The 25419-nt window shown below is 35.5% G+C and carries 24 protein-coding genes; 17 read left to right on the forward strand and 7 right to left on the reverse strand.

Translation table 11 applies throughout. The features are described 5' to 3' along the window. The first annotated feature begins 13 nt into the window (after window positions 1–13). On the forward strand, window positions 14–247 hold the full coding sequence (locus tag J4T76_RS09285) for a hypothetical protein (RefSeq protein ID WP_274460455.1): 234 nt from the start codon (window positions 14–16) through the stop codon (window positions 245–247). Between the two features lie 136 nt (window positions 248–383). Here the strand turns inward: J4T76_RS09285 and manA are convergent, their stop codons facing one another. Both manA and J4T76_RS09295 read right to left on the reverse strand, forming a co-directional pair. Then, window positions 384–1571: a mannose-6-phosphate isomerase, class I gene (gene manA, locus J4T76_RS09290; protein ID WP_267341416.1), complete on the reverse strand. Its 1188-nt coding sequence runs from the start codon at window positions 1569–1571 to the stop codon at window positions 384–386. 170 nt (window positions 1572–1741) lie between these two features. Continuing rightward, window positions 1742–2926: a carbohydrate porin gene (locus J4T76_RS09295; RefSeq protein ID WP_267355919.1), complete on the reverse strand. Its 1185-nt coding sequence runs from the start codon at window positions 2924–2926 to the stop codon at window positions 1742–1744. Between the two features lie 349 nt (window positions 2927–3275). Between J4T76_RS09295 and prfA the strand changes: the two genes are divergently transcribed. The 5 genes from prfA to J4T76_RS09320 all read left to right on the forward strand — a co-directional run bounded on the left by prfA (window position 3276) and on the right by J4T76_RS09320 (window position 10623). Next, on the forward strand, window positions 3276–4361 hold the full coding sequence (prfA, locus tag J4T76_RS09300; RefSeq protein ID WP_267341414.1) for a peptide chain release factor 1: 1086 nt from the start codon (window positions 3276–3278) through the stop codon (window positions 4359–4361). Beyond that, window positions 4358–5194 carry a peptide chain release factor N(5)-glutamine methyltransferase gene (prmC, locus tag J4T76_RS09305; RefSeq protein ID WP_267355917.1) on the forward strand — a complete coding sequence of 279 codons (837 nt, stop codon included), beginning with the start codon at window positions 4358–4360 and terminating at the stop codon, window positions 5192–5194. The genes prfA and prmC overlap by 4 nt, the downstream gene beginning before the upstream one ends. Window positions 5195–5210: 16 nt before the next feature. Continuing rightward, window positions 5211–6065, forward strand: coding sequence for a 3-deoxy-8-phosphooctulonate synthase (gene kdsA, locus J4T76_RS09310; protein ID WP_324123793.1), 855 nt, complete (start codon window positions 5211–5213; stop codon window positions 6063–6065). Between the two features lie 454 nt (window positions 6066–6519). Beyond that, window positions 6520–7935: an OprD family outer membrane porin gene (locus J4T76_RS09315; RefSeq protein WP_267355916.1), complete on the forward strand. Its 1416-nt coding sequence runs from the start codon at window positions 6520–6522 to the stop codon at window positions 7933–7935. A gap of 9 nt (window positions 7936–7944) precedes the next feature. Beyond that, a complete protein-coding gene (locus tag J4T76_RS09320) occupies window positions 7945–10623 on the forward strand; it encodes a beta-N-acetylhexosaminidase (protein ID WP_267355276.1) in 2679 nt (892 codons plus the stop codon). Between the two features lie 125 nt (window positions 10624–10748). Here J4T76_RS09320 and rraB read toward each other — a convergent pair whose 3' ends face one another. Beyond that, window positions 10749–11141: a ribonuclease E inhibitor RraB gene (gene rraB, locus J4T76_RS09325; RefSeq protein WP_267355914.1), complete on the reverse strand. Its 393-nt coding sequence runs from the start codon at window positions 11139–11141 to the stop codon at window positions 10749–10751. A 71-nt stretch (window positions 11142–11212) separates the two neighbouring features. Between rraB and rnm the strand changes: the two genes are divergently transcribed. The 3 genes from rnm to rluB all read left to right on the forward strand — a co-directional run bounded on the left by rnm (window position 11213) and on the right by rluB (window position 14288). Further along, window positions 11213–12064: an RNase RNM gene (gene rnm, locus J4T76_RS09330; RefSeq protein ID WP_267341408.1), complete on the forward strand. Its 852-nt coding sequence runs from the start codon at window positions 11213–11215 to the stop codon at window positions 12062–12064. 27 nt (window positions 12065–12091) lie between these two features. Beyond that, on the forward strand, window positions 12092–12712 hold the full coding sequence (locus J4T76_RS09335) for an L-threonylcarbamoyladenylate synthase (protein WP_267341406.1): 621 nt from the start codon (window positions 12092–12094) through the stop codon (window positions 12710–12712). A gap of 685 nt (window positions 12713–13397) precedes the next feature. Next, on the forward strand, window positions 13398–14288 hold the full coding sequence (gene rluB / locus J4T76_RS09340) for a 23S rRNA pseudouridine(2605) synthase RluB (protein WP_267341405.1): 891 nt from the start codon (window positions 13398–13400) through the stop codon (window positions 14286–14288). 639 nt (window positions 14289–14927) lie between these two features. Here rluB and J4T76_RS09345 read toward each other — a convergent pair. Then, entirely contained in the window at window positions 14928–15944 is a 1017-nt protein-coding gene (locus J4T76_RS09345) for an amidohydrolase family protein (RefSeq protein ID WP_267341404.1), read from the reverse strand. Between the two features lie 475 nt (window positions 15945–16419). Between J4T76_RS09345 and J4T76_RS09350 the strand changes: the two genes are divergently transcribed. Next, window positions 16420–16713, forward strand: a complete 294-nt coding sequence (locus J4T76_RS09350; protein ID WP_267341403.1) for a putative quinol monooxygenase — start codon at window positions 16420–16422, stop codon at window positions 16711–16713. Window positions 16714–16836: 123 nt separating this feature from the next. Here J4T76_RS09350 and argS read toward each other — a convergent pair whose 3' ends face one another. Beyond that, entirely contained in the window at window positions 16837–18570 is a 1734-nt protein-coding gene (argS, locus tag J4T76_RS09355; RefSeq protein WP_267355911.1) for an arginine--tRNA ligase, read from the reverse strand. Between the two features lie 442 nt (window positions 18571–19012). Here argS and J4T76_RS09360 point away from each other — a divergent pair, with 442 nt between their 5' ends. From J4T76_RS09360 to hisM, 3 genes are read left to right on the forward strand one after another with little or no spacing between them, the layout of a single operon-like run. Beyond that, complete coding sequence (locus J4T76_RS09360) at window positions 19013–19798, forward strand: lysine/arginine/ornithine ABC transporter substrate-binding protein (protein ID WP_267341399.1); 786 nt, start codon at window positions 19013–19015, stop codon at window positions 19796–19798. Continuing rightward, window positions 19799–20482, forward strand: a complete 684-nt coding sequence (locus J4T76_RS09365; protein WP_416380226.1) for an ABC transporter permease — start codon at window positions 19799–19801, stop codon at window positions 20480–20482. 19 nt (window positions 20483–20501) lie between these two features. Beyond that, entirely contained in the window at window positions 20502–21206 is a 705-nt protein-coding gene (gene hisM, locus J4T76_RS09370; protein WP_267345886.1) for a histidine ABC transporter permease HisM, read from the forward strand. 128 nt (window positions 21207–21334) lie between these two features. On the opposite strand, the gene J4T76_RS09375 is transcribed toward hisM, so the two are convergent. Next, a complete protein-coding gene (locus J4T76_RS09375; RefSeq protein WP_267341395.1) occupies window positions 21335–21706 on the reverse strand; it encodes a hypothetical protein in 372 nt (123 codons plus the stop codon). 51 nt (window positions 21707–21757) lie between these two features. Continuing rightward, the gene (gene lexA / locus J4T76_RS09380; protein ID WP_267341393.1) at window positions 21758–22384 is read right to left on the reverse strand and encodes a transcriptional repressor LexA; all 627 of its coding nucleotides are present in this window, start codon (window positions 22382–22384) and stop codon (window positions 21758–21760) included. Window positions 22385–22790: 406 nt separating this feature from the next. Between lexA and coaE the strand changes: the two genes are divergently transcribed. Genes coaE through tsaD form a run of 4 tightly spaced genes read left to right on the forward strand, consistent with a single transcriptional unit; the run spans window position 22791 to window position 25411 of the window. After that, window positions 22791–23399, forward strand: a complete 609-nt coding sequence (coaE, locus tag J4T76_RS09385) for a dephospho-CoA kinase (RefSeq protein WP_267341392.1) — start codon at window positions 22791–22793, stop codon at window positions 23397–23399. A gap of 2 nt (window positions 23400–23401) precedes the next feature. Then, entirely contained in the window at window positions 23402–24139 is a 738-nt protein-coding gene (gene zapD / locus J4T76_RS09390) for a cell division protein ZapD (protein WP_267341390.1), read from the forward strand. 28 nt (window positions 24140–24167) lie between these two features. Continuing rightward, complete coding sequence (gene yacG / locus J4T76_RS09395; RefSeq protein WP_267341388.1) at window positions 24168–24386, forward strand: DNA gyrase inhibitor YacG; 219 nt, start codon at window positions 24168–24170, stop codon at window positions 24384–24386. Further along, the gene (gene tsaD / locus J4T76_RS09400; RefSeq protein ID WP_267341387.1) at window positions 24386–25411 is read left to right on the forward strand and encodes a tRNA (adenosine(37)-N6)-threonylcarbamoyltransferase complex transferase subunit TsaD; all 1026 of its coding nucleotides are present in this window, start codon (window positions 24386–24388) and stop codon (window positions 25409–25411) included. Before yacG ends, tsaD begins: the two co-directional genes overlap by 1 nt. Window positions 25412–25419: the final 8 nt, after the last annotated feature.

Below are 25419 nucleotides of genomic sequence, written 5' to 3' on the forward strand. Positions count from 1 at the left end.
AGATTATCAAGATATGAGTCTAAAAAATTTTTATAAAATTCAGAAGCAAATCATCGATCGCTCCTGGCGACATCCCCCCAAACCACCGGTTTTACCGTGTTTAGGGGATGAATTTACCAAGATTTGTGGAACGATAGAACGCATTGATATCGAGCAACAACAAGCGTTCGAGTTTAAAAACAGAAAATGCATTTTTTTGATGAGAAATTTTGTGAAACACACGCATACTTTGATAGCTACCGCATAAATGGTCACGCAATAAAATCTGAAACTTTTTGCTCAATATGATTGGTGACACTCATTAATCACAATTGAGTCGTTCTTTTTGTCAAAAAGTTTCAGGTTAACACTACGTTTGAGTATGAAAATAGAAAATCTATCCCTTAATTTGAAACTTTGGCTAAGCTACCTTCACCTTGATAACAATAATTTTTGGTGTTATAGGCGATGAAGGCGGATTCACCTTTAGTCAGTGTTATAATTTCAAATTTAGAAGTTAAGGTAATATTGCCTTCAAGACAAAATAGTATTTGCGCACTAGTGACCTTTTCATTTCTTGCTTGATTATCACTGTCAATTATTTCAAATTTAAAATCATCAACCGGAACCGGAAAATCAATTTTATTTTGTCGAATAATAGGTGCAATGATTAACGCATCCAAACTAAGGCTATTAAAACTGGTGTTTTTTAACAATTCATCGATATCCAAATGTTTATTGGTTAAACCTGCCCGCAATACGTTATCCGAGCTTGCCATCACTTCAAGTCCAGTACCACACAAATAAGCATGGGGTGTTTGGGCAGATAAAAACATGGCTTGTGATGGTTGCAATTGAATTACATTTAAGATTAATGGCATGAATATCCCAATATCATTTGGGTAATCGTTGGCAAGGGTTTTTATTGTTAAATAGGGCTCGTTTGTAAACGGTTTTATACAATTTAACAATTGGTTTATCGCTTGATGTTTTCTTTCGGGTGATAATGTCAGCAATGCTTGGAAAAAGCATTTTAATTGTTGTTCATTGGCATGAATATGCAATTGCTCAAGTTCATTGCTTAATGTTGGAACGTTAACTTGGCTAAACAATGCCAAAATTTCTGTAATAGCGCGAAAAGAGCACATGGCTTTAAATGGCGTGAGAGCATAGATCAGCTCTGGTTTGTGGTTGGGATCTTTATAATTGCGTTTCGGATCATTTAAAGCAATGCCTAATTGATTCTCTTTTGCAAAACCTTGCTCGGCATTAAACTTGGTTGGGTGTACTTGTATTGATAATGCTTTATTCGCTGATAGCACTTTAAATAAATAGGGAAGATCGGAATATTTTTGAAAAGTTTTGGCACCTAACGTTGCTAACGGATGATTTTTGATAAGGTTATCAAGTCTGATTTTTTTATGCATTTTATCAATCGCTAATGAACAACCCTTTGGATGATCGCCCATCCAGATTTCAGCAATGAGTTTTTTTGTTGGATTGTCGATAGCAAACATTTTAGGAATATTATCAATACTTCCCCAATCGTAGTTTTTAACACTATTTTCAAGTTTCCATATAGTTTGGCGCATATATTTAATCCTCCAGTTTGTTCAGCACTGCCCAGAGTGTTTATACTTGGCGTAGGTTATAATACTCTTGATAATTGCAAATACATTTCGTAAAAACAAACCAATATATTGCAATAAACTGGTTTGTTTTAAAAGACGAAATAGGTTCGCTATGTCACACTTACGATGAATTAATAGAAATATTTAAATCTTACGCGCGCACCATATCGATCATCGCTATTGTCACCATGAGATTTATTTCGATCTAATAATGACCAATATGCACCTAAATAGATATTAAAATTATCCATATCCAATACATTATCAATTAAATAAGAAGCATTAACTGTGTGAATTTTATATTTACCCTTGTTATTGATATGCCCATCTTTAATTTTATTGTCTGAATTAAATTTCTTAATATTATTGTGAGCATAATAGTAGCCCAGCCCGACTTTCTCCCAGATGATATCTGAACCGATGGTCATATCATTTTCATCTTTGGCGTTCAGGTAAGCGAAGCTGGTATTGATTTTAAGTCCTTTGTTTTCTGCTCCCCAGTCCCCTTCACTGTTCCAAGAAAAGGTTACGCCGTAACCAGTTCGTTGAGATTGATCGCGAAATTTACCATTATTATCGTAATAACCATAAGCATTTTTTACAACATTGGTTTCAGCTGCAATGCCGGTTGAGAAATGATCATTTTTCCATGATAAAACTGGACGGACATAAACGACGTTTTTCTTTTTCTCAATATCATAACCGTGATAGGTCGATTTATTAAACATTTTTTCGCCGTTACTGACTAAGGCATTAACTTCTAAATTGAAATTATTGAAAAATGGCTTATTTAATTGAATACTTCCGCCATTTTTACTGCGACCTCGACCTTCTTTCATCATATAGATGTAGCCAAAACCATCTTCATAGATATCATTAGCTGTATTACCTGAATATTCAATAAAAGTATCTTGACCAAGAGGAAACATATCATAGGCCTCATAACGTCCGACTTTAATGCTCCATTCTTGTTTTTGTCCAAAATAAAAAGCCGCATCGTCCAAATTCATATCACCACCTAAATCAGCCAGTGGCTGTATTACAAAACCAGCAAAATTGTGATCCTTTATTTCGTGATAACCTTCTAACCCTATCAAAATTCGACCATTAATATCCCAGCGATCTTTATCAGCAGGTTTATTTTTTTTCTCGGCGCTTTCTTTTAAGGAGCTAAGTTGTTGTTTGCTGCTTGCGGCATCAACATTAATTTCAACATCACCATAGAGTTTAAGTTTTCCTTGTGGTGTATTCCACTCAATTGCAGCGTTAGCCATTGAACTCAACCCTATTAAAATGAATATCACGATTTTTTTCATAAAACTCTCCTCTCACCTATTTTGTATTATTTCATTGTGTTGTATGGTGTATGCGATACCGCTATGTTTGGTAATAATGGCAATAATTATTGGAATAAATATTGAAAAGATCATAAATGATATCGTTTACATTCATGATGTTATATGTTGATTGTCGTTTTTTAAACTTCCAGGATGTATTTATGTGACAGGGGTAACATTTTTAGGATGAATTTATCGTCAATTTCATTTTTTTGAGGCGATCGAAAATGTTCAAGTAAGATGAAGATGAGTCGAAGCTATATTTTACTAGTGATTAAGTATATAATGATGACCATATTCAATTAATTTAAGTTTAAGTTACATATTTATGAAATCTTCAATTATCAATAAGTTAGAAACATTGCAAGAACGTTATGAAGAAGTTCAAGCATTATTATCTGACCCTTCGGTAATCGCCGATCAAAATCGCTTTCGCACACTTTCTAAAGAATATGCACAATTAAATGATGTCGTGAAGTGTTTTACGAGCTGGAAGCAAACTCAAGAAAATATCGAAACGGCTAAAATGATGCTTTCCGATCCGGAAATGAGTGAAATGGCTCAAGAAGAATTGAATGAAGCATTAGGACAAGTCGAAGAACAAGAAAGGCAGTTGCAGGTGTTATTATTACCTAAAGATCCTAATGATGATTATAACTGTTTTGTTGAAGTACGTGCCGGAACCGGTGGGGATGAGGCGGCAATTTTTGCCGGTGACTTAGCCAGAATGTATACCCGCTATGCTGAATCACGCCGTTGGCGAGTTGAAATCATGAGTTCTAATGAAGGCGAACATGGCGGTTATAAAGAAGTGATCATGCTCATAAGTGGCGATGGTGTATACGGTAACTTAAAATTTGAATCAGGTGGTCATCGCGTTCAACGGGTTCCGGAAACAGAGTCTCAAGGTCGTATTCATACTTCCGCTTGTACTGTTGCTGTTTTACCTGAAATCCCTGAGGCAGAAATGCCTGAAATCAATCCAGCGGATTTAAAAATCGATACGTATCGTTCATCGGGTGCGGGCGGGCAACACGTTAATACTACCGATTCTGCTATCCGTATTACTCACATTCCAACCGGCATTGTTGTTGAGTGTCAAGACGAACGTTCACAGCATAAAAACAAAGCTAAAGCCATGTCAGTATTGGCGGCGCGCATTCAGGATGCTGAAATACGTAAACGTCAGCAAGAAGAAGCGTCAACTCGACGTAATCTTTTAGGTTCAGGCGATCGCTCAGATAGAATCCGAACCTATAACTATCCACAAGGTCGAGTGACCGATCACCGAATCAACCTGACCATTTATCGCTTAGATGAAGTCATGGAAGGTAAACTAGAAATGTTAATCGATCCAATTGTACAAGAATATCAAGCAGACCAACTTGCAGCTTTATCGGAACAAGATGAATGACCTATTTAGAATGGCTTAAGGGCGCTTCCCAAACGCTGACTGATAGTGAAAGCCCTAAGCGTGATGCCGAAATTTTATTAAGTTTTGTCACACATAAAACACGCACATTTTTGATGGCATTTAGCGAAACCGAATTAACTGAAGATGAGCTCATTGCTTTAGAGAGAAATTTAAAACGTCGTCAAACGGGCGAGCCAATCGCTTATATCACGGGTGAAAAAGAATTTTGGTCTTTGAAGTTTAATGTGTCTAACGCAACATTAATTCCGCGACCGGATACTGAAAAATTAGTTGAACTCAGTTTAGACTATTTACCTAAAGTACCGTGTGAAGTTTTAGATCTCGGTACCGGTACGGGGGCGATAGCGATTGCTATGGCAACCGAACGCCCTGATTGCTTATTTACAGGCGTTGAAAAAAATAATGACGCTTTAATTTTGGCTCAAAAAAATGCTGACCAAATTGGGGTTAACAATGTCTATTTTTTAAAAGGTGATTGGTATAAACCGATAAAAAGCCGTAAATTTTCAATGATAACCAGTAATCCACCTTATATTGAACCCACAGATATTCATTTATCGCAAGGGGATGTTCGATTCGAACCCAAAAGTGCTTTGGTTTCTCAAGATGATGGTTTAGCTGACATTAGATTGATTGTTCAAGGTGCCACAAAACATTTAATTCAATACGGCTGGCTACTTATCGAACATGGTTGGAAACAAGGTGAAGCGGTACAGACCATTTTCAAACAACACGGATTTCAATTAGTTGAAACCTTTACCGACTATAGTGGCAATGATAGGGTCACGATCGGTCGCTGGTTTAAACCTTAACAAGGATAATTTTATGATGAATCAAAAAAAAGTAAATGTCGGTGATATTACCGTAGCCAATGATCTACCGTTTGTATTATTTGGTGGTATGAACGTACTTGAATCACGTGATTTGGCTATGAAGATTTGTGAACATTATGTCACTGTAACTGATAAACTCAATATTCCTTATATTTTCAAAGCATCTTTTGATAAAGCCAATCGCTCATCAATCCATTCTTATCGTGGACCTGGTTTAGAAGAAGGCCTAAAAATCTTCCAGGAGCTTAAACAGCAGTTTGGCATCAAAATCATTACCGATGTCCATACTCAAGAGCAGTGTCAACCAGTCGCTGATGTGGTCGATGTGATTCAGTTACCAGCCTTTTTAGCCAGACAAACTGATTTGGTTGTTGCAATGGCAAAAACAGGTGCGGTAATTAATGTTAAAAAACCGCAATTTGTTAGCCCTGGTCAAATGGGTAATATTGTTGAAAAATTTGAAGAAGCGGGTAACAATAAAGTGATTCTTTGTGACCGAGGTAGTTGTTTTGGCTATGATAATTTGGTCGTTGATATGTTAGGTTTTAATATTATGAAAAAAGCCAGCAAAGGATCCCCAGTAATTTTTGATGTTACTCACGCTCTTCAATGTCGTGACCCTATGGGGGCTGCATCCGGTGGACGCCGAGGTCAAGTCACTGAACTTGCTCGTTCAGGCATGGCAGTCGGTATAGCGGGATTATTTTTAGAATCCCACCCAGATCCAAGTCACGCAAAATGTGACGGTCCGTCAGCATTACCATTAGCGAAATTGGAACCTTTCTTAAAACAGATGAAAGCGATTGATGAGTTAGTAAAAAGTTTTGAAGAAATTGATACTGAAAATTAGTTTAACGCTGTATTGAAATTCAATATTAATGATAAGAGAAATGCTGGGCATTTCTCTTTTTTTAGCCTCTATACTGACTTGTCATAACCAAAATGATACTGCTAATTTAGCTCAGCATAATAAAAGCAATGATTTACATAACCTCTTTTATCTTTTCTATTTTATTATTTTTTTTAAATAAAAAAAGTAAACATTTCCCCAAATGAAATCATTCAAAGTGAAATCTTTTTAGTGACTAGGATCACGAATTTAAATTATTTAATTTGCTAACTAAAATATGTTTATGCATTATAAAAAATAGCTGTTTAGCCTCTTTTTTGGTTTTACTGAGTTTTTCAAGGTGTTAATAAAAGTTTTTAAAATGAAAACGGATTTTATTTTGTGCTTAATAACGAGGTGGTCTAATGAAGAACGGCTGTTTAAATTACACAGTATTGATTTAAGGAAATAAATTATGAATAACTATAATGCATTAAACATTCCTCGTTCGCTGAGTTATTTGACAAAACTCATACTTTCTTTAACCGTGTTAACCAGCATTACACCGCTTTATGCTACTTATGCAAATAATTTTGTTGATGATTCGTCACTTACAGGTAATGTATTTTTCTGGAATCGTGATCGTGAAAGAAAAAATGTCGATGAACATAAATATGAAAAAAATCTTAGACATTCCTCTTTTAACACAAATTTGGATTTTAAATCGGGGTATATGGCTGATCGATTTGCAATTGAGTTAGGTGGTTACGGTGCTTGGGAAGTCAGTAACGGTGGCAATGGACATCCTAATGAAATCGGTTTTAGTGGCGCCAATACCCGATGGGATGAGGATTGGAAGAAAGATGTCAGTGGGCTGAGTTTTTATAAAGCGTTAATGAATTTTAAACTCGACGACAAATTTTGGCTTAGAGCAGGGTATATTCAACCTTCAGGTCAAACATTACTGGCGCCACACTGGAGTTTATTACCCGGTACTTATCGAGGTGTGGAATTTGGTACTTTGCTTGATTTCGATGAAGCCGGTGTTTTATCCATGTCGTATATGTGGACTGATAAATACAAAGCGCCTTGGTATAAGCGACTTTATGAATTTAAACAATGGGGAAAAGGGAAAAAAATTGATTACCTCCATTCTGCTGGTTTGAAGTATGACTTTAAAAACCATTTAGTGGTAGAAAGTGCTTTTGGTCAAGCACAAAATTATATGAACCAATTTTTTGGTAAAGCCTCATATAAAACCGATATATTCAATAATCCACTTACGATGAGTTATCAATTTTATGGCGCTAAAGATCAGTCACATAAAGGAAAAAATGTTTATGATGGCTTGGCGTGGTTACAAGCAGCTACTTTAGGTTATCAAATGGGGCCGGTTGGTCTACGACTTGAAGGTGTGGTTGTTAAAGCTGAAGGTGAACAAGGGTTCTTTCTACAGCGAATGACACCGGATTATGCTTCTTCAAATGGTCGATTAGATGTGTGGTGGAATTCACGTTCTGACTTTAATGCCAATGGTGAGAAGGCGATATTTGCTGAAGTCACTTATGATTTAGGCGATCTATCCAATTCTTTAACTGGTTGGAAAACAGGCGTTTCTTATGCTTATGGTTGGGATGCGAAACCGAGCACAGACAAACAATTTAATCAGAAGAAACGTTTAATTGAATCAGCTTACAATTTTGATTTAGGTTATACCGTACAAAATGGTTGGATAAAAGATACGTCTTTACAACTTCATTATACCAAATATAACAATCATACCAATATCCCAAGCTGGGGGGGCGGATATGGCAATATCTTCCAAGACGAACACGATATCAAATTTATTGTTACTGTCCCTTTCACCATTTTCAATGCTAAACAAAAATAGGTAATTGTCATGATAAAATTTAAATCAGCTATTATTGCTACATCGATAGCATCATTATTCAGTATGGGAGCTGCACAATCAGTTAGCGCTTCACAAAAAATTGTGGATACCATGAGTTCACAATTGCGACTAAATTATCATATAGTTGATAATAATGCTGTCAATCATGGTGTAGATTGTGCTGCATTGGGGGCAGATTGGGCATCTTGTAACAAAGTAACTTTAACGCTTAAAAATACGGGTCCTGCGATAACTGACAAAGATTGGGCAATCTATTTTCACAATATTCGCATGATATTAGCCGTCAATCATGATCAATTTAAAATTACCCATATAACAGGTGATTTGCATAAGCTTGAACCTACTAAAAAATTCAAAGGAATTCCCGAGAAAGCTATTGTGAAAATACCCATCATTGGGGAATATTGGCAAATCAGTGAAAGTGATGTGATGCCTAGATGGTATGTCACCTCATCAAATGCTGAACCCAAAATGATTGTTAATACGGATACCGATTCCGATAATCTATCGGCATTTGTTGAACCTTTAGGCAAACAATGGAAAATATCCCCCAATGATCATAATATTTTAATGACGCCTGAAAATCGTTATCAACATAACAAAGAGATGCAACTTATTAATGCCGACTTGTTAAAAGGGCAGATTTTGCCGACCCCATCCAAACTTACTGTTGGTAAGGAAATGGTTACACTCAATGAAAATGGCGTTAATTTAGTTCTTAATGGCTTAGCAAAAGAGAGCGAAGCGGTATTAAATGAACATTTTAAAATATTAAACATCCCTGTTAGTCCTAAAGGCTTTAACATTAAGGCTTCAATTGATAAAAGTGCATTTGAAAAAGGCGTAAAAGGGAGTTATAAGTTAGATATCACTCCTGAAGGGGCCACCATTTTAGCTTTTGACCAAAGTGGCATTTTTTATGGCGTAGAATCGATATTATCTGTATTACATGCCGATAATCCTCATGTTATTCCTGTACTTTCAGCTGAAGATGCCCCGCGTTTTGAATATCGAGGAATGATGTTAGATACCGGTCGAAATTTCAAAAGTAAAGAAGCGGTATTACAGCTACTTGATACAATGTCAAAATATAAAATGAATAAATTTCATTTCCATTTGAGTGATGATGAAGGTTGGCGAATTGAAATTCCAGGTTTACCTGAACTCACCAATTTTGGTAGTAAACGCTGTCATGATTTGAGTGAGAAAAAGTGCTTATTGCCACAACTTGGATCGGGTCCAAATAGCAATAATAGCGGCAGTGGATACTTTACTCGAGCTGATTATATTGAGATAGTAAAATACGCAAAAGCTCGATTTATTGAAGTCATCCCAGAAATCGATATGCCCGCTCATGCTAGAGCCGCTATTAAATCGATGGAAGTGAGATATCAACACCTAATGGATAAAGGACAAGAACAACAAGCTAACGAATATCGATTAATTGATCCAACCGATACATCCAATACAACAACGGTACAATTTTATAATCGACAAAGTTATCTCAACCCATGTTTGGAGTCTTCAAAAAAATTTGTTAATAAAGTCATTAGTGAAATCGCTAAAATGCATGTTGAAGCTGAACAACCTATTACAACCTGGCATTTTGGTGGTGATGAAGCAAAAAACATTCATTTCGGTAATGGCTACCAAGATATCAACGCCGCTCAAAAAGAGGATGGTAAAGGGTTAATCGATCAAAGTGTTGAAGATCACCCATGGGCAAAATCACAAGCTTGCCAAACCTTTGTCAAAACTGGCGTAGTTGAGAATTTTGAACATTTACCAAGCTATTTTGCCGTCGAAGTAAGTAAAATCATTAAAAAAAATGGGATTAATCGCATGCAAGTTTGGCAAGATGGTGTAAAATTTGCTACCGATGCCAACGCTTTTGCCACTGATGAAGTGATTGTCAATTTCTGGGATAACTTATATTGGGGCGGGTATGATTCAGTGAATGAATTTGCCAATAAGGGCTATAAAGTTATTGTGTCTAATCCTGATTATGTCTATTTAGATATGCCTTACGAAGTTAATCCAAAAGAAAGCGGTTATTATTGGGCTGCTCGATTTAATGACGAACGCAAAATCTTCAGTTTTGCGCCAGATAACTTGCCACAAAATGCTGAAACTTCTTTTGATCGTAACGGGGATGCTTTTGCAGCGAAAGGTACAATGGATTGGCCAGGTGCATATGGATTATCAGCTCAAATATGGACTGAAAATATTCGTACAGATGAGAAAATGGCGTATATGACCTATCCTCGATTACTCAGTGTTGCAGAACGCGCATGGCATAAAGCCGATTGGGAAACAAATTATCAAAAAGATCGCCAATTCCAACTAGGTGAAACCCATTATGTTGATCAGCAGAAACTTTTTGATGATTGGAACCAATTTGCCAATTTATTAGGACAACGAGAATTAGCTAAATTAGATGCGGCTTTGGTTGATTATCGTCTACCTATCCCTGGAGCAAAAATTGAAAATGGTAAATTGATGGCAAATATTGTTTTCCCTGGTTTAAGTATTGAATATTCAATTGATAAAGGCGATCAATGGTTGCGTTATCGAGGTCCCACTTCCATTAAGAAAGGGGAAAGTGTCTTTATTCGTAGTGTATCGCCAAATCAACAAAGGACAAGTCGCATTGAAATTGTGAAATAAATTCCTATCACTCACTATTCTTATCCGTCATTTAGCGGATAAGAATAAAAGTGAAAAGAAGAAAAGTCCAAAAGAGGTAAATAGCTTCGAAACAATAAATAGGTTAAATAATATCATTAATCGTATTAATGAAGCGTTTCGAGATCATCATCTTCATGAAAATCATCGCTGCCATCTTCAAAATAAGTTCCCCAACCATCATAGTTGACACCGAATTGATATGTTAATGTGATTATTTCTGCTATTTGGGCATTAATTGATTCTGCATTAAGTGGACTTTCAGCAACAATATCAAAACCGATAACAACGTTGCCCACCTCGTCTACGTCTTCGTCAGGATCGGTAGCTTCATAACCTAATTTATAGGCCTCTACAGCGACTTTTTCAAGCTGATCAAAATTTTGGGATGAAATATGATGTTCAATAATATAAAGCGCATGAGGATCGCTACCATCTTCTAACAGTTCTTCAATAATCGCGTTGGTATCTTGTTGGGCAAGCATAATTTGATCTTTCATAATTTACCTTTTAGTGGTCATGCAATTTGTGTGGTATATTACACGTTTAAAAATAATTTTCGAGAAAAAAAGTGATCGTTGATTTACATTCGCATACAACTGCGTCAGACGGTACATTGACACCCAGTGAACTGGTCAAAAGAGCGGCTGATAATCATATCAGTATGTTAGCCATTACCGATCACGATACTATCAAAGGTCTATTAGAAGCCAAAAATACGATAGAACGTGAAAGTTTACCCGTTAAATTAATTTATGGTGTTGAAGTATCAACAATATGGAAGAATAATGAAATTCATATTGTTGGATTGAATGTCGATATTGAAAACTCATTGTTACTTGACTTGCTATCCACCCAAGAACAAAAGCGAATTGATAGAGCAATTTGCATTGACCAAAAATTAGCGAAAGTCAGTATTAATAATGCGTATCAACAAGCACAACAATTTTCGAAAGGTGATATTGTATCACGAGCTCACTTCGCACGTTTTTTAGTTGCTCATGGTCATGCTAAAGATATTAAACACGCCTTTAAAAAATATTTAGGCAAAAGTGGTTATGCCTATGTGCCTGCAAAATGTTGTAGTATTGTTCAAGCGGTGCATGCCATTCATGCAGCAGGTGGGCAAGCAGTACTTGCTCATCCTAGCCGTTATGATTTAACGTTAACAAAATTAAAAACATTGATTGCTGAATTTAAAGAATATGGCGGTAATGCCATGGAAGTATCACAAAGCAGACAAACGCAAGATGATTTACAACGATTGGCGAAATTAGCTAATGAATTTGGATTATTGGCATCACAAGGTTCCGATTTTCACGATCTGGTTAATTATCTTGATTTAGGTAAAACCACCCCTTTACCTGCCAGTGTGACACCTATCTGGCATGATTGGAATGACGATATTAAACATAACATTTAACGATAACACGAATAATAGAAGAAAACTATGAGCCAAACTTTTTATATTCATCCAGATAATCCACAAACAAGATTATTAGATCAAGTTGTCAAAATTTTAAATGATGGAGGCGTCATTGCCTTTCCGACAGATTCAGGTTATTCACTAGGCTGCTTGCTGGATAACAAGTATGGTGTGGATCGGATTTGCCAAATTCGCCAGCTTGATAAATATCATAACTTCACCTTAATGTGTCGTGATCTTTCTGAACTTTCATCTTATGCATTTGTTGATAACACAACTTTTCGACTATTAAAAAATAATACTCCCGGTAAATATGTTTTTATTTTACCAGCCAGCAAAGAAGTTCCGCGCCGATTAATGAATGAAAAACGTAAAACCATTGGTTTGCGTATTCCTGATAATAAAATTGATTTAGCATTGCTGGAATTATTGGGACAACCATTAATGACAACCACATTAATTTTACCTAATGAGGATGAAGCACAGTCTGATCCTGAAGAGATCGAAGATAAAATTGGTCATCAGCTTGATGCCATTGTGCATGGTGGATACATTGGTGCGCAACCGACAACCGTTATCGATTTAACCCATGACTATCCCGATATTATTCGTCAAGGCAGTGGTGATATCAGCCCATTTATTTAAAATGAGAGAGCAATATCCTGACTAATCAACCGATTATGTTAATAGGTTTAACGGATAGGTATAGTATTTATCCAATTTTATATCGTTTATGAACAATTTCGTGTTATTTCCTAATTTAATTATGTAAACAGTGATATTGCCGATTTCATTTTTTAAATATTTCTATGACTATAACCAATTAATCGGCATAATTTTTATTATCCTATTGTTTTTTGGGGGGAACAAAAAGCATAAAAAGCGCGTTGTTTACTTCATTGCCAGAATCAAATGGTAATGCTTTTTATTGAGTGAACAAGTAAACGTTCTTTATCATTTTAAGTATGCTACAATGTCTGACTTTAATGCGCTTTGAGCTCCTACCGTTTTAGGCGCTTTTGGGGACTTTATTGAGTCTGATTGGATTTTGTGGACTTATTATTCTAAACAATTTGAAGAAAATAATACTACGTGATTAAACCGCAAACAGCTTAATTTCAAAAATAAAAAACTTCAGAAAAATAGACGTCACTAAAAGATCCAAGTAATAATATGAAGAATTTATTTTTATTGTTTGTTAAAAATTGAGAAACTTACGATTTAACCTACAATATTTACTGACTATATCAAAGAATCATATCGATTTTGATATAAGTTTTCACTAAAAGTTAAACAAATATGATACCTGTGAAGGTAGCGAGAACTGGTTATGAAAAATATTAAAGACAATACTGAAAAATTACAGAAAGTATTAGCAAATTTAGGCAATGGTTCACGTCGTGAGATTGAAGCCATGATAGCAGCAGGGAAGATCAGCGTTGATGGTAAAATCGCTAATTTAGGCGATCGTGTTGATGTTAGCGCTAACCCTAAAATTCGTATCAATGGGCATTTAGTTCAACTTAGAAGTAAAGAAAAAGAAGTCTGCCGAGTCCTGGCTTATTATAAACCTGAGGGGGAAATTTGTTCGCGTAACGATCCTCAAGGTCGTGCGACGGTATTTGAACGATTACCTCGTTTAAAAAATGCTCGTTGGATCAATATTGGTCGTTTGGATATCAATACTTCTGGCCTGTTATTATTTACCACAGATGGTGAGCTTGCTAACCGATTAATGCATCCAAGACATGAAATCGAACGTGAATATGCGGTGCGAGTATTTGGTCATATTACCGATCAGCAAATTCATCAATTACGTAAAGGTGTTCAGCTTGAAGACGGTCCCGCCTCATTTAAGTCAATTAAAGCTCAGGGTGGTGACGGACTCAACCAATGGTTTAATGTTGTTATAACCGAAGGTCGTAATCGAGAAGTACGCAGAATGTGGGAAGCGATCGAGGTACAAGTCAGCCGTTTACTACGTATTCGTTATGGCAATATTAATTTACCAAAAGGATTATCGCGTGGTACATGGATGGAGCTCGGCATTGATTCTGTTAACTATTTACGTGAGCTTGTCGGCTTACCGGCAGAAGTGAAAAGTTTTACTAAAACTGCTACCTCATCGGACAAAAAAATTGTTAGACCAAAGCGTGTTAAATTGAATAATTTTTCCAAACCACCACGCCGTGCTACGGCTAAAAAACCTACTCGAAAATAGTGTTATCTATCACCTCAATACATAATTGGTATTGAGGTAGACACCCAATGAAAATAGCGATTAATGTTAAAAATGTTATTTTTCAATTTTCTATCAATGAGTTGGAAAATAAAGTGATAACAATAAACAAGCAATTGAACCTGATAAGAAGCATCTTGAGGTTCGTAATGGACAATTTAGTCTTTGTTTTCTGAGTGAATTGCATCATTACGCAAATATCTTAAAATCTTAATTCTACCGATCATTATCTTAAAATATGGCTCATTCAATAATGAAAAATGCACTTTGCTTTGATTTGTTCATAACTGTATAAATTGGATTAAAGCTGCGGAGAATGCAGAATAAAAGTAATAAATCGTGTAGACAAGTTATGGTGGGATAGTAAGCACTTATTCTATTTTCTTGTATCAGTTTGTAAGCCGCTTCATCCGTTATTGCATAATTATTTATCGAATCATGATGTTGAGTAGAGTGAAGTTGTTTTTATCTTATTATTGCATCTAGTGTATAAGTGATAACCTGCTTAATGCAGGAATCCAATGTTTAGAAAAAGGCTTTTTAAAATAAGATGATCATGAGAAAAATCTCACCATGGTTTAATTATTGTAGGTGAGATTCTTATTTATATCAGCTGGTTTATTATTCCAGTCCTAACACCATTCGTCCATTTCTGGTGGCAACATTTACAACATTATCCAGATCGGTATAACGGCAGCCAGTAACAAGCAGTTTTAGTTCTTCCCACATATTACCTGTTGAAAATGGCAACATATAATCGCTAATATTGTCGGTACCAATAGCAACAGGAATTCCTGCTTCGGCAAGTTCATCAACAGGTGTGAGAGAGTTACGGGTTGGACCTTGTTCTTCACGGCGAGGACTATCAATCCATGCAAATGGACAAGCAATAACCATCATTTTTGCTTCTTTCATTTTTTGATACAGTTTTTGACGATATTCTAAGCTGTGCGCTGTGATTGAAATACTGTGAATGGCAACAACACGACCATGCATGCCATGTTCTAAGGTTTTATCCGTAAGCTGTTCGGTTTCGATTTCGTCCGATGAATTAAATTGATCTACGTGGACATGCACCATTTTTCCCATTGATTTGCCTGTTTGCATGAGCACATCAAGATGCTTTAATCCCATTGCTTTACCATGATCACGTTCATCTCGGCGAGGCAAGCCTCCTATAATATCAACCAAATCGGCACCTTTATCAAACCAATAGCGAGCTTCTTTATCAATGACACCTTTAAGAGTTTGATTGACCAATTTAATGATAATGTCGTCTTTGTATGTTTCACGAGCTCGAATTGCTCCTCTAATAGCACGCTCTTCAGCAATTGGGTCAATATCCACAAATGACCCCATAGCTGTCACACCTTGTTCAATCATACGCTCAACGGCCATACTAAAATGACGATAGTAATCCTCTTCGCTCATTGATGCTTTGACTTTATCTAAGGTATCCCACTTTTCAATTAAGCTCTGTTTTTGATACACATCAAAGCTATCTACCGTTATGGTAAAAGCACGATCAGCATGCATATGTGAATTTACCCAACCGCCATTTTGCTTAATTTTGTTCATCAAATATGCTTTTAAACTTTGATCTCGATTGGTTGATAACATTTTTTTATTATCGGTCATAATGTGCCTCTATAATTCAATTTTTTTTGGGGATGTAAGGAAAATGGTGGATAAAAAAATCCTCCATGAAGGAGGATTAAAAACATCAACAACTGTGGATGAAAATATTGTTGATTTAAATTTAACATATCAAGCTAACCTAGTTTGTTTTTTAAAACAGTTAGGATTCTAACCGAATCGAAGTGAATAGCAAGCCTAAAATTTTAGAAAATATATAAATAAATGAAATGGTTAAAGTATTATTTTTTAGATATTATCATCAGTATTAAAATAATATCAGGTGGGGTTTTTATAGGTTATCCTATTATAAATATTTAACTTTTTGTTTAATATTAAATTTACTCGTACAAAAAAATAGATTTGTCGTAAAATATCTTTCTCAAAAAAATAATCAAATAAATAGGGTATTTTTGTTTTTATCTCTCTAAAAATACATTGTGTACCGATTTCATTTTTTAACGATCATGAGGTTAATATGAGCCAATTAAATATTGTCGCCACAATAACGGTAAAAGCTGAGTATCATGAAGCTTTTCAACCTATTTTTAAAAAACTTGTCGAAGAAAGCCGAAAAGAAGCGGATTGCATCCACTATGAACTTAATCAAAGTATTACTGATCCCAATGTTTATGTAGTCATTGAAACATGGGCTTCTCAAGCAGCGATAGATAGACATAATGCCACGCCTCATTTTGTTGAATTTGCTACATTTGCTAAACGTCATGTAGAGGGTTTAGAAATTTGTGTGGTAAAACCTGTTAATTTATAAAAAACTTTGAGGTTAACTATACGTTTAAATATAAAAAAGCCACCAATATAATTTTACTGGCGGCTTTTATAAAGTTTTTTTGCAAGATAATCTTAACTGTTTACAGCTAATTGCCTATTTTAATTACATCTTATCGACGGTTTTAATACCTAACATATCAAGACCCACTTTAAGTGTTTTAGCGGTTAATGAAGCCAACTTTAAGCGGCTTTGTTTCAAGTCTTCGTTTTCGGCCGTTAAAATAGGGCAGTTTTCATAGAAACTTGAAAATAGCGTGGCAATTTCATAAAGATAAGCACAAAGCACATGCGGAGTGCCTTCGTTTGCTACAGTGGTGATCGTTTCATCAAATTGGATCAAACGAGTAGCTAAAGCACGTTCTTTATCCGTGTCCAAACGTATGTTGCCGGTTAAACTGTCTTCAGAAATATCAGATTTTCTAAAAACTGATAGCACCCGAGTATAAGCATACTGTAAATAAGGCGCAGTATTCCCTTCAAATGACAACATATTATCCCAATCAAATACATAATCAGTAGTACGGTTTTTAGAAAGATCCGCATATTTAACTGCACCAATGGCAACAGCATCAATGATTTGGGCAAGTTCGGCTTGTGACAGTTCAGGATTTTTGCTACGAATCAGTGAACTGGCACGCTCACAAGCTTCATCAAGCAAGTCATTTAATTTTACGGTATCGCCAGAACGTGTTTTAAATGGTTTACCATCTTTACCAAGCATCATACCAAACATATGGTGCTCTAATTTTAACGATTCAGGAACATATTTAGCCTTATGTACAATCGTCCAAACTTGTTCTAAATGTTGATGTTGTCGAGAATCAGTATAATAAAGAATGCGATCGGCGTGTAACGTTTCATAACGGTATTTAGCACAAGCGATATCGGTTGTTGCATACAGATAGCCACCATCACGTTTTTGGATGATAACGCCCATCGGTTCGCCTTCTTTATTTTTATATTCATCTAAAAATACGACGATCGCGCCTTCACTTTCAACCGCTAATCCTTTCTGTTTTAGATCCTTAACAATACCCGGTAACATACTGTTATAAATACTTTCACCCATGGTATCTTCAACGGTCAATGTTACGTTTAATCGTTTATACGTAGCAATGTTTTGTGTCATGGTAATATCAACAAGCTTACGCCACATATCACGACAGTACTCATCCCCACCTTGTAATTTAACCACATAGTTACGCGCTTTTTCAGCAAAGACTTCATCTTCATCATAATGTTTTTTCGCTGCGCGATAAAAAGACTCTAAATCCGACAGTTCCATATCATTGGCATGTTCATTTTGCATCTTTTCCAGATAAGCGATCAACATACCAAACTGCGTACCCCAGTCCCCGACATGATTAGCTCGAATGACATTATGTCCTAAAAAGGATAATACTCGCACACTGGCATCACCAATAATTGTAGAACGCAAATGACCCACATGCATCTCTTTAGCTACGTTTGGTGCTGAATAGTCAACCACAATCGTTTGTGCTTTAGCAGGCAAAGTAATATTGAGTTTATCACTGTTTAATGCGATTTCGTTCTGCTCGGCAATCCAACTGTTTTTTAGAAAAATATTAATAAAACCCGGACCAGCAATTTCAACTTTATCGGCAATATCATCAATATCTAAATGCTGTAAAACTTTCTCTGCCAATGCTCTTGGTGGCATACCTAGTTTTTTGGCGGTTGCCATAATACCATTAGCTTGATAATCACCAAATTGCACTTTAGCCGATTGCTTAATTAAAGCATCACAGTTGTTGTCGGCTCCAGCCAGTATCATTGCTTGCGAAACGCGTTGCGTTAATAATTGTTGAATATTCACACTAAACCTAATTGAGTATAATAAAATGCCCAATATGATACCGACAAAGTGATAAATTGTCACTGTAGGATTAGTTTTAGGGGCTTTTTTTTAGAAATCTTATGTGTCTTTTTTAAAAACTTATCAAAATGCCCCATCAGTTAACAGCATCATTGATCATGTCAACCAGTCAATAACGTTATCTATTAGACAAAAGGAAAATGAAACGGTATAGACACCTAAATATTTTTTACAAAATTGCTGTGGTTGTTTTTAGGATAATTCGCTTTAATATTTTTATTAGATTAGGTTTTGAGTTAAAACTAGAGAATGACACTTTATTGAACAGAGTTTTATAAGAAAATCCTTATATTTTGCTGTAGGTTAATAATATTTTTTTATTATTAAAAATTCGGATAACCCGTTATATTACTTATTTAATAAAATTATAAGAGTACTGAGGATGAACAAATTTATAAAAATAGTATGTTGTATTGTCTTTTTAAACTTATCTCTATCCAGTCAGGCGGCATTATCAAAATCAGTTAAAATAGGTTCTGATACTTCTTATCCTCCCTTTGATTACATTGATGAGAATGGGGAAATTACGGGTTTTAATATTGAAATAACCAAAGCATTGTGTGAAAAAGCCAATCTAAAATGTATTTTTCAAACCACAGACTTTGATGCATTAATTCCTTCACTGTTATCAAGAAAGATTGATGTGATTTCATCATCATTGATGATGACAGAAAAACGTAAAAAGCAGATTGCATTTTCAGATGAAATTTTTGCGACTCAATCACGCCTGATAACAAAAAAAGGCACGAATATAATGCCAACAATTGAATCCTTAAAAGGCAAACGAGTCGGCATTGAACAAGGCACTTCGCAAGAACATTTTGCTAATGAAGTTTGGCGTCCAAATGGTGTGACCATTGTTCCTTATCAAAATCAGTTACAAGTTTTTTCAGATTTGGCCGCAGGGCGATTAGATGCGGCGTTGCAAGATGAAGTGACTGGAAGTTATGCATTTTTAAAACAACCACAAGGAAAGGGCTTTATTTTTGCTGGTGACGCGCTAACGGATAAAAAATATTTTGATGTCGGCGTTGGTTTAGGGTTTCGTAAAAAAGACAATGAACTTCGGGAAGCGTTTAATCACGCACTGGTTAAAATTTTAGCCGATGGAACTTATCAAAAAATCAATGATAAATACTTTGATTTTGATGTTTATAATAAGAAATAAGTGATGCAAGGCTATAGTATACTCATTTTTCAAGGGGCATTCCTCACACTGGGACTGTCAATTGCTTCACTAGTCGTTGCTATTTTACTTGGTGCGATTTGCGCACTTGGTAAATTGTCACCATTGAAATTTTTACGATTAATCTGTCAGGCTTATACTTCGGTAATTCGAGGCGTGCCTGATTTGGTGTTAATGATGTTAATCTTTTTTGGTTTGCAATTTGCGGTCAATAATATTACTGATTTTTTTAATGCGGATATCATTGAAGTTAATCCTTTTATTGCGGGTACGTTAACGCTTGGTTTTATCTATGGTGCATACTTTACCGAGACCTTTCGTGGAGCTTATCAATCAGTAGCAAAAAATACACTTGATGCAGCTGTAGCACTTGGATTGAGTAAGATGCAGGTATTTCGTTATGTGATGTTTCCTTTAATGATGCGTTTTGCACTTCCTGGTATGGCTAATAACTGGCTTATTATACTGAAGGCGACAGCATTGGTTTCACTGTTAGGGTTGTTTGATTTAGTTAAAGCGACTAAGACAGTAGGGGAAGCAACTTATCAACCTTTATTTTTGGCATTAATTGCCGCAGCTTTTTATCTACTTTTTACCACGATTTCAATGGTTGCATTATGTTGGCTCGATAAGCACTACTCCGTAGGACTAACAAAAGCAAAATAATAAAAAAGAGCATGAGTGAATGATAGAAATTCTTCAAAATTATTGGCAAGCTTTGTTATGGACTGATGGCCATAATATCACTGGTCTGGCTATGACGCTTTGGATATTAATATTATCTATTTTGATTGGCGGCATTTTGTCAGTATTTTTAGCGATAGGGCGTAATAGTCCAAATAAATTTATTAAACTGCCAATTTGGTTATTCACCTATGTTTTTAGAGGCACGCCACTGTATGTACAATTGCTCGTGATTTATACTGGAATTTATACCTTAAGCATCGTTAAAAATCACCCTTGGCTGAGCGATTTTTTTCAAAGTGGTTTAAATTGTACTATTTTGGCTTTCACACTTAATACTTGTGCCTATACAACTGAAGTTTTTGCTGGTGCCATACGCAATGTGCCGGAGGGTGAAATTGAAGCTGCAACAGCTTTAGGTTTTAATCATTGGCAATTATATCAATATATTATCTTTCCAAGAGCCTTTCATATTGCTTTACCCGCTTACAGTAACGAAGTAATTTTTATGTTACATTCGACGGCACTCGCCTTTACAGTAACGGTTCAAGATGTGATGAAAATTGCTCGGGATATTTATGTTGAAACGTATCAACCTTTTCATGCGTTTGGTATTGCAGCAATTATTTATCTTTGTGTCAGTTTTGTATTAATTTTTGGTTTTAAAAAATTAGAAAAGCATTGTTTAGCCTATCAGCATCAATAACACCATCATTCTAAACAGAAATATTTAAAGCTGTCACTTTTTTCAATGGATGAAACATTTATTGAAACAAAAAATCAGGCGCTCATAATTATGATAGCCTGATTTTTTGAAATTTAGTAAAGAATTATTTAATTTGTTGGATAAAAATCATCAGTCTCATCATCTCTACTATGGTCATTTGAGAAAGGTAATGCTCGAGTGCGATCGATCGGCACATAACTGCCATTTGGGGTTTCTATCTGACATTCGCCCAAATAGATCGAATATTTTGTTTGGGCATGCATACTTACTCCGCGAAAATAACAATGAGTGGCATTGTAAAGATCATGTCGGCAAAGGATGGCTATGATTAACCACACTCCAACAATTGATAATAATACCCACTTTAAATGTTTCCATGTAAAAGACCAAAACTTTTTATCACGAAAATGGCAGTAAACAAAAATAAGCGAAATGACCGCAAAAAATCCTAAAAATTCATATAACCAAAATAGCCACATATTGTTATCTCCTAATTAACAATTATTCGCCATTTTATACTAACTTTGTTGTTACATCCATGATCCATTACGAATTATACCAACTGCAATTCCTTCAATGGCGAAACTTTGCTGTTCAAGATCCACTTCGATAGGTGAAAAGTCTTGGTTTTCAGCAATTAATTGAACATGTTTGCCTTTGCGTGATAGTCTTTTAACCGTTACTTCATCATCAATACGTGCGACCACAACTTGCCCATTTTTAACGTCTTGAGTTTTATGTACGGCAAGTAGGTCACCATCAATGATTCCTATATCCTTCATTGACATGCCATGAACTCTGAGCAAAAAATCGGCATTTGGTTTAAAGAGAGAGGGGTCGACTTGGTAGTGACTTTCAATATGTTCTTGAGCTAAAATCGGCGAGCCAGCCGCAACTTCTCCAATGAGAGGAATTCCTTGAAAATCGTTTTGATCTTCCTGACTTTCCAGTAATAAGCGTATTCCTCGAGATGAGCCAGCAATCATTTCAATTGCCCCTTTTTTGGCAAGAGCTTTGAGGTGCTCTTCAGCTGCATTTGCAGAGCGAAATCCTAATTTTTGCGCAATTTCAGCTCGAGTAGGTGGCATACCGGTTGTTTGAATATTATCTTTGATTAAATCATAAATCTGTCTTTGGCGTTCCGTTAATGGTCTCATTATCAATTCCTGTGTTTTTATACAGATGTATGTGATTATATACAGCTAAAAATATAAAACCAACAATTTTATTAAATTTATTTTGGTTTAATAATTAATAAAAGCAATAGCGGACTATTTCTGCAAAATAGAGACTGTTTTTTATCGACTATTGAAAAGATTCAGTGCTAAATGCTTTTATTTATTTAAATCAATTTCTCAATAAAAAATAACACATTTTTAATATTTTTTTAAAATTGTTTGTTTTGATCAATTAAGATTCTGAATTGAAAACACATCAATTATCCTATCTAAACAAATTTTCTATTTTTCTTTACTTTTTAGATAATTTGGCGTGTGTAATGGGAATGAGTTATATGATATACTATTTCAAGAATGTTACTTGATTGGATTTGGAATCTATTTCATGCCTTATATTGTTGCTTTGAGTGGTGGAATCGCTAGCGGTAAAAGCACCATTGCGAATCTTTTTGCTCAGTTAGGTGTGCCTATTATTGATGCTGATGTAATTGCTAAGCAAGTTGTTCAAATAGGAACAGATGCATATAAGCAGATTGTTAAACATTTTAGCCAAGAAATTTTATTACCCAATAATGAGCTAGATCGTAGTCAATTAAGAGAAATTATTTTCAATAATGATCATGAAAGACTCTGGCTGAATAATTTGTTACATCCAATCATTCAAGAACAAACACAAATCCAAATTGCCCAGCAAACTACTGCTTATGTCATTTGGGTTGTTCCCCTATTAGTTGAGAATAATTTACATCATTATGCAGATAAAGTCTTAATGGTTGATACACCTGAACAATTACAATTAGAGCGACTTATTCAGAGAGATAATATCGATAAATTGCTAGCACAGAAAATGATATCATCACAAATTTCTTCTCAAAAACGATTAACTTATGCTGATGATATTATTGTCAATAATGGTGATTTGACTTTATTAACCGCACAAGTAAATAAATTGCATCAACAATATTTAAAAAACTTTAATATTAAGAATGGTTAAGTATGGATAAGATTATTTTTGAACATCCACTAAATGAAAAGATGCGAACATGGCTACGTATTGAATTTTTATTAAAGCAATTAAATTTACATCGTCATTTTGATCAAAATAATGCACTATTGTTTTTTCATGCTCTATCTGAATTATTAGAAATCATTGAACGTAATGATGTAAAAAGTGAATTAATTAAGGAAATTGAGTCGCTAAAAAATAAACTTCAATCTTGGGTCAATATTGAGGGGGTCGATCAAGAGTTATTAAATAATTTAATTTCTCAATTGGACGATTACTTAGTTAAATTTAACTCAATCGTGCGTTTAGGGCAGACTTTAAAAGATGACCGTTTTATTAATGCCATTCGTCAACGTTTAATGATCCCAGGGGGTTGCTGTAGTTTTGATCTTCCTTCGTTTTATTTATGGTTAGAACAGTTACAAGAAAAACGCGATAGGCAAGTACAAAATTGGTTACAACATTTGACAATTCTTGATGAGGCTTTGGCATGTTGTATGCAAATGATTCGGCAAATGGGTGAATTTAAATCATTTGTTTATAACAATAATTTTTTTCAAGAAACCAATGGCGAGTTTAATTTAATTCGAATTCGAGTTTCATTGGATAAAAATGTTTATCCTCAAGTTTCTGGGCATATGTCACGTTATAGTATTCGATTTATACCGCTTGAAGCGAGTGAAAACACCAATACCGAAGCAATCGAATTTGAATTAGCTTGTTGTTAACATTATTAAATATTTTAGAAGAGATGCAATGAATAAAGAAACTATCCAATTTGTCAAATGTCCCACTTGTCAAAAGGAGGTTGAGTGGTCAGACAAAAGTACATTTCGACCATTTTGCAGTAAACGCTGTCAACTTATCGATCTAGGTGAGTGGGCTAATGAAGAACACCGTATCGCAGATAAAGAGATGTCTGAACAAGATCTTTGGAGTGAAGATGACCTTTCCAATTATGCAGGTAAACATTAATGAAAGTGCTTGGAATTGAAACGTCATGTGATGAAACAGGTATTGCTATTTATGATGAAAAGCAAGGCTTGATCGCTAACCAACTTTATTCACAAATTAAATTGCATGCTGATTATGGTGGCGTTGTACCTGAATTGGCTTCTCGTGATCATATTCGTAAAACCGTACCATTAATTCAAGCAGCACTAAAAGAAGCTAACTTGACTTCAGCGGATATTGACGCTGTAGCTTACACTGCAGGCCCAGGTTTAGTAGGAGCTTTAATGGTTGGAGCGTCAATAGGTCGTTCTCTCGCTTATGCTTGGAATGTTCCTGCAATTGCAGTACATCATATGGAAGGGCATTTACTTGCGCCAATGTTGGAAGATAACCCACCGTTGTATCCATTTGTAGCTTTATTGGTGTCAGGTGGGCATACACAGCTTATTAGTGTAATGGACGTTGGTCAATATCGCTTAATGGGCGAATCAATTGATGATGCTGCTGGTGAAGCATTTGATAAAACAGCTAAATTACTTGGTTTAGACTATCCAGGCGGTGCTAAACTTTCGAAATTAGCTGAGCAAGGTGATCCTTCACGTTTTCACTTTCCAAGACCTATGACTGATCGTCCTGGACTGGATTTTAGTTTTTCGGGATTAAAAACGGCTGCGGCCAACACTATCCATCAATATCATCAAGGTGTTGAGCTTGATAATCAAACCAAAGCCGATATTGCGCGTGCGTTTGAAGATGCGTTAGTTGATACATTATTAATAAAATCGCGCCGAGCACTTGAGCAAACAGGTTTTAATCGTTTGGTGATTGCGGGTGGAGTAAGTGCCAACAAAACGTTACGTAATAAATTAGCTGAGCTGATGGCTCAACGTAAAGGTCAAGTTTACTATCCGCGTATTGAATTTTGTACAGATAATGGCGCTATGATTGCGTATGCTGGTATGATTCATTTAAAACAACAACAGTTTTGCGATTTAGCGATTAATGTTAGACCAAGATGGCCATTAAGCGAGTTAAATGTATCGTAAAATATAAT

This window comes from Gilliamella sp. B3022 (genome assembly GCF_028751545.1).
GTDB lineage: Bacteria > Pseudomonadota > Gammaproteobacteria > Enterobacterales > Orbaceae > Gilliamella.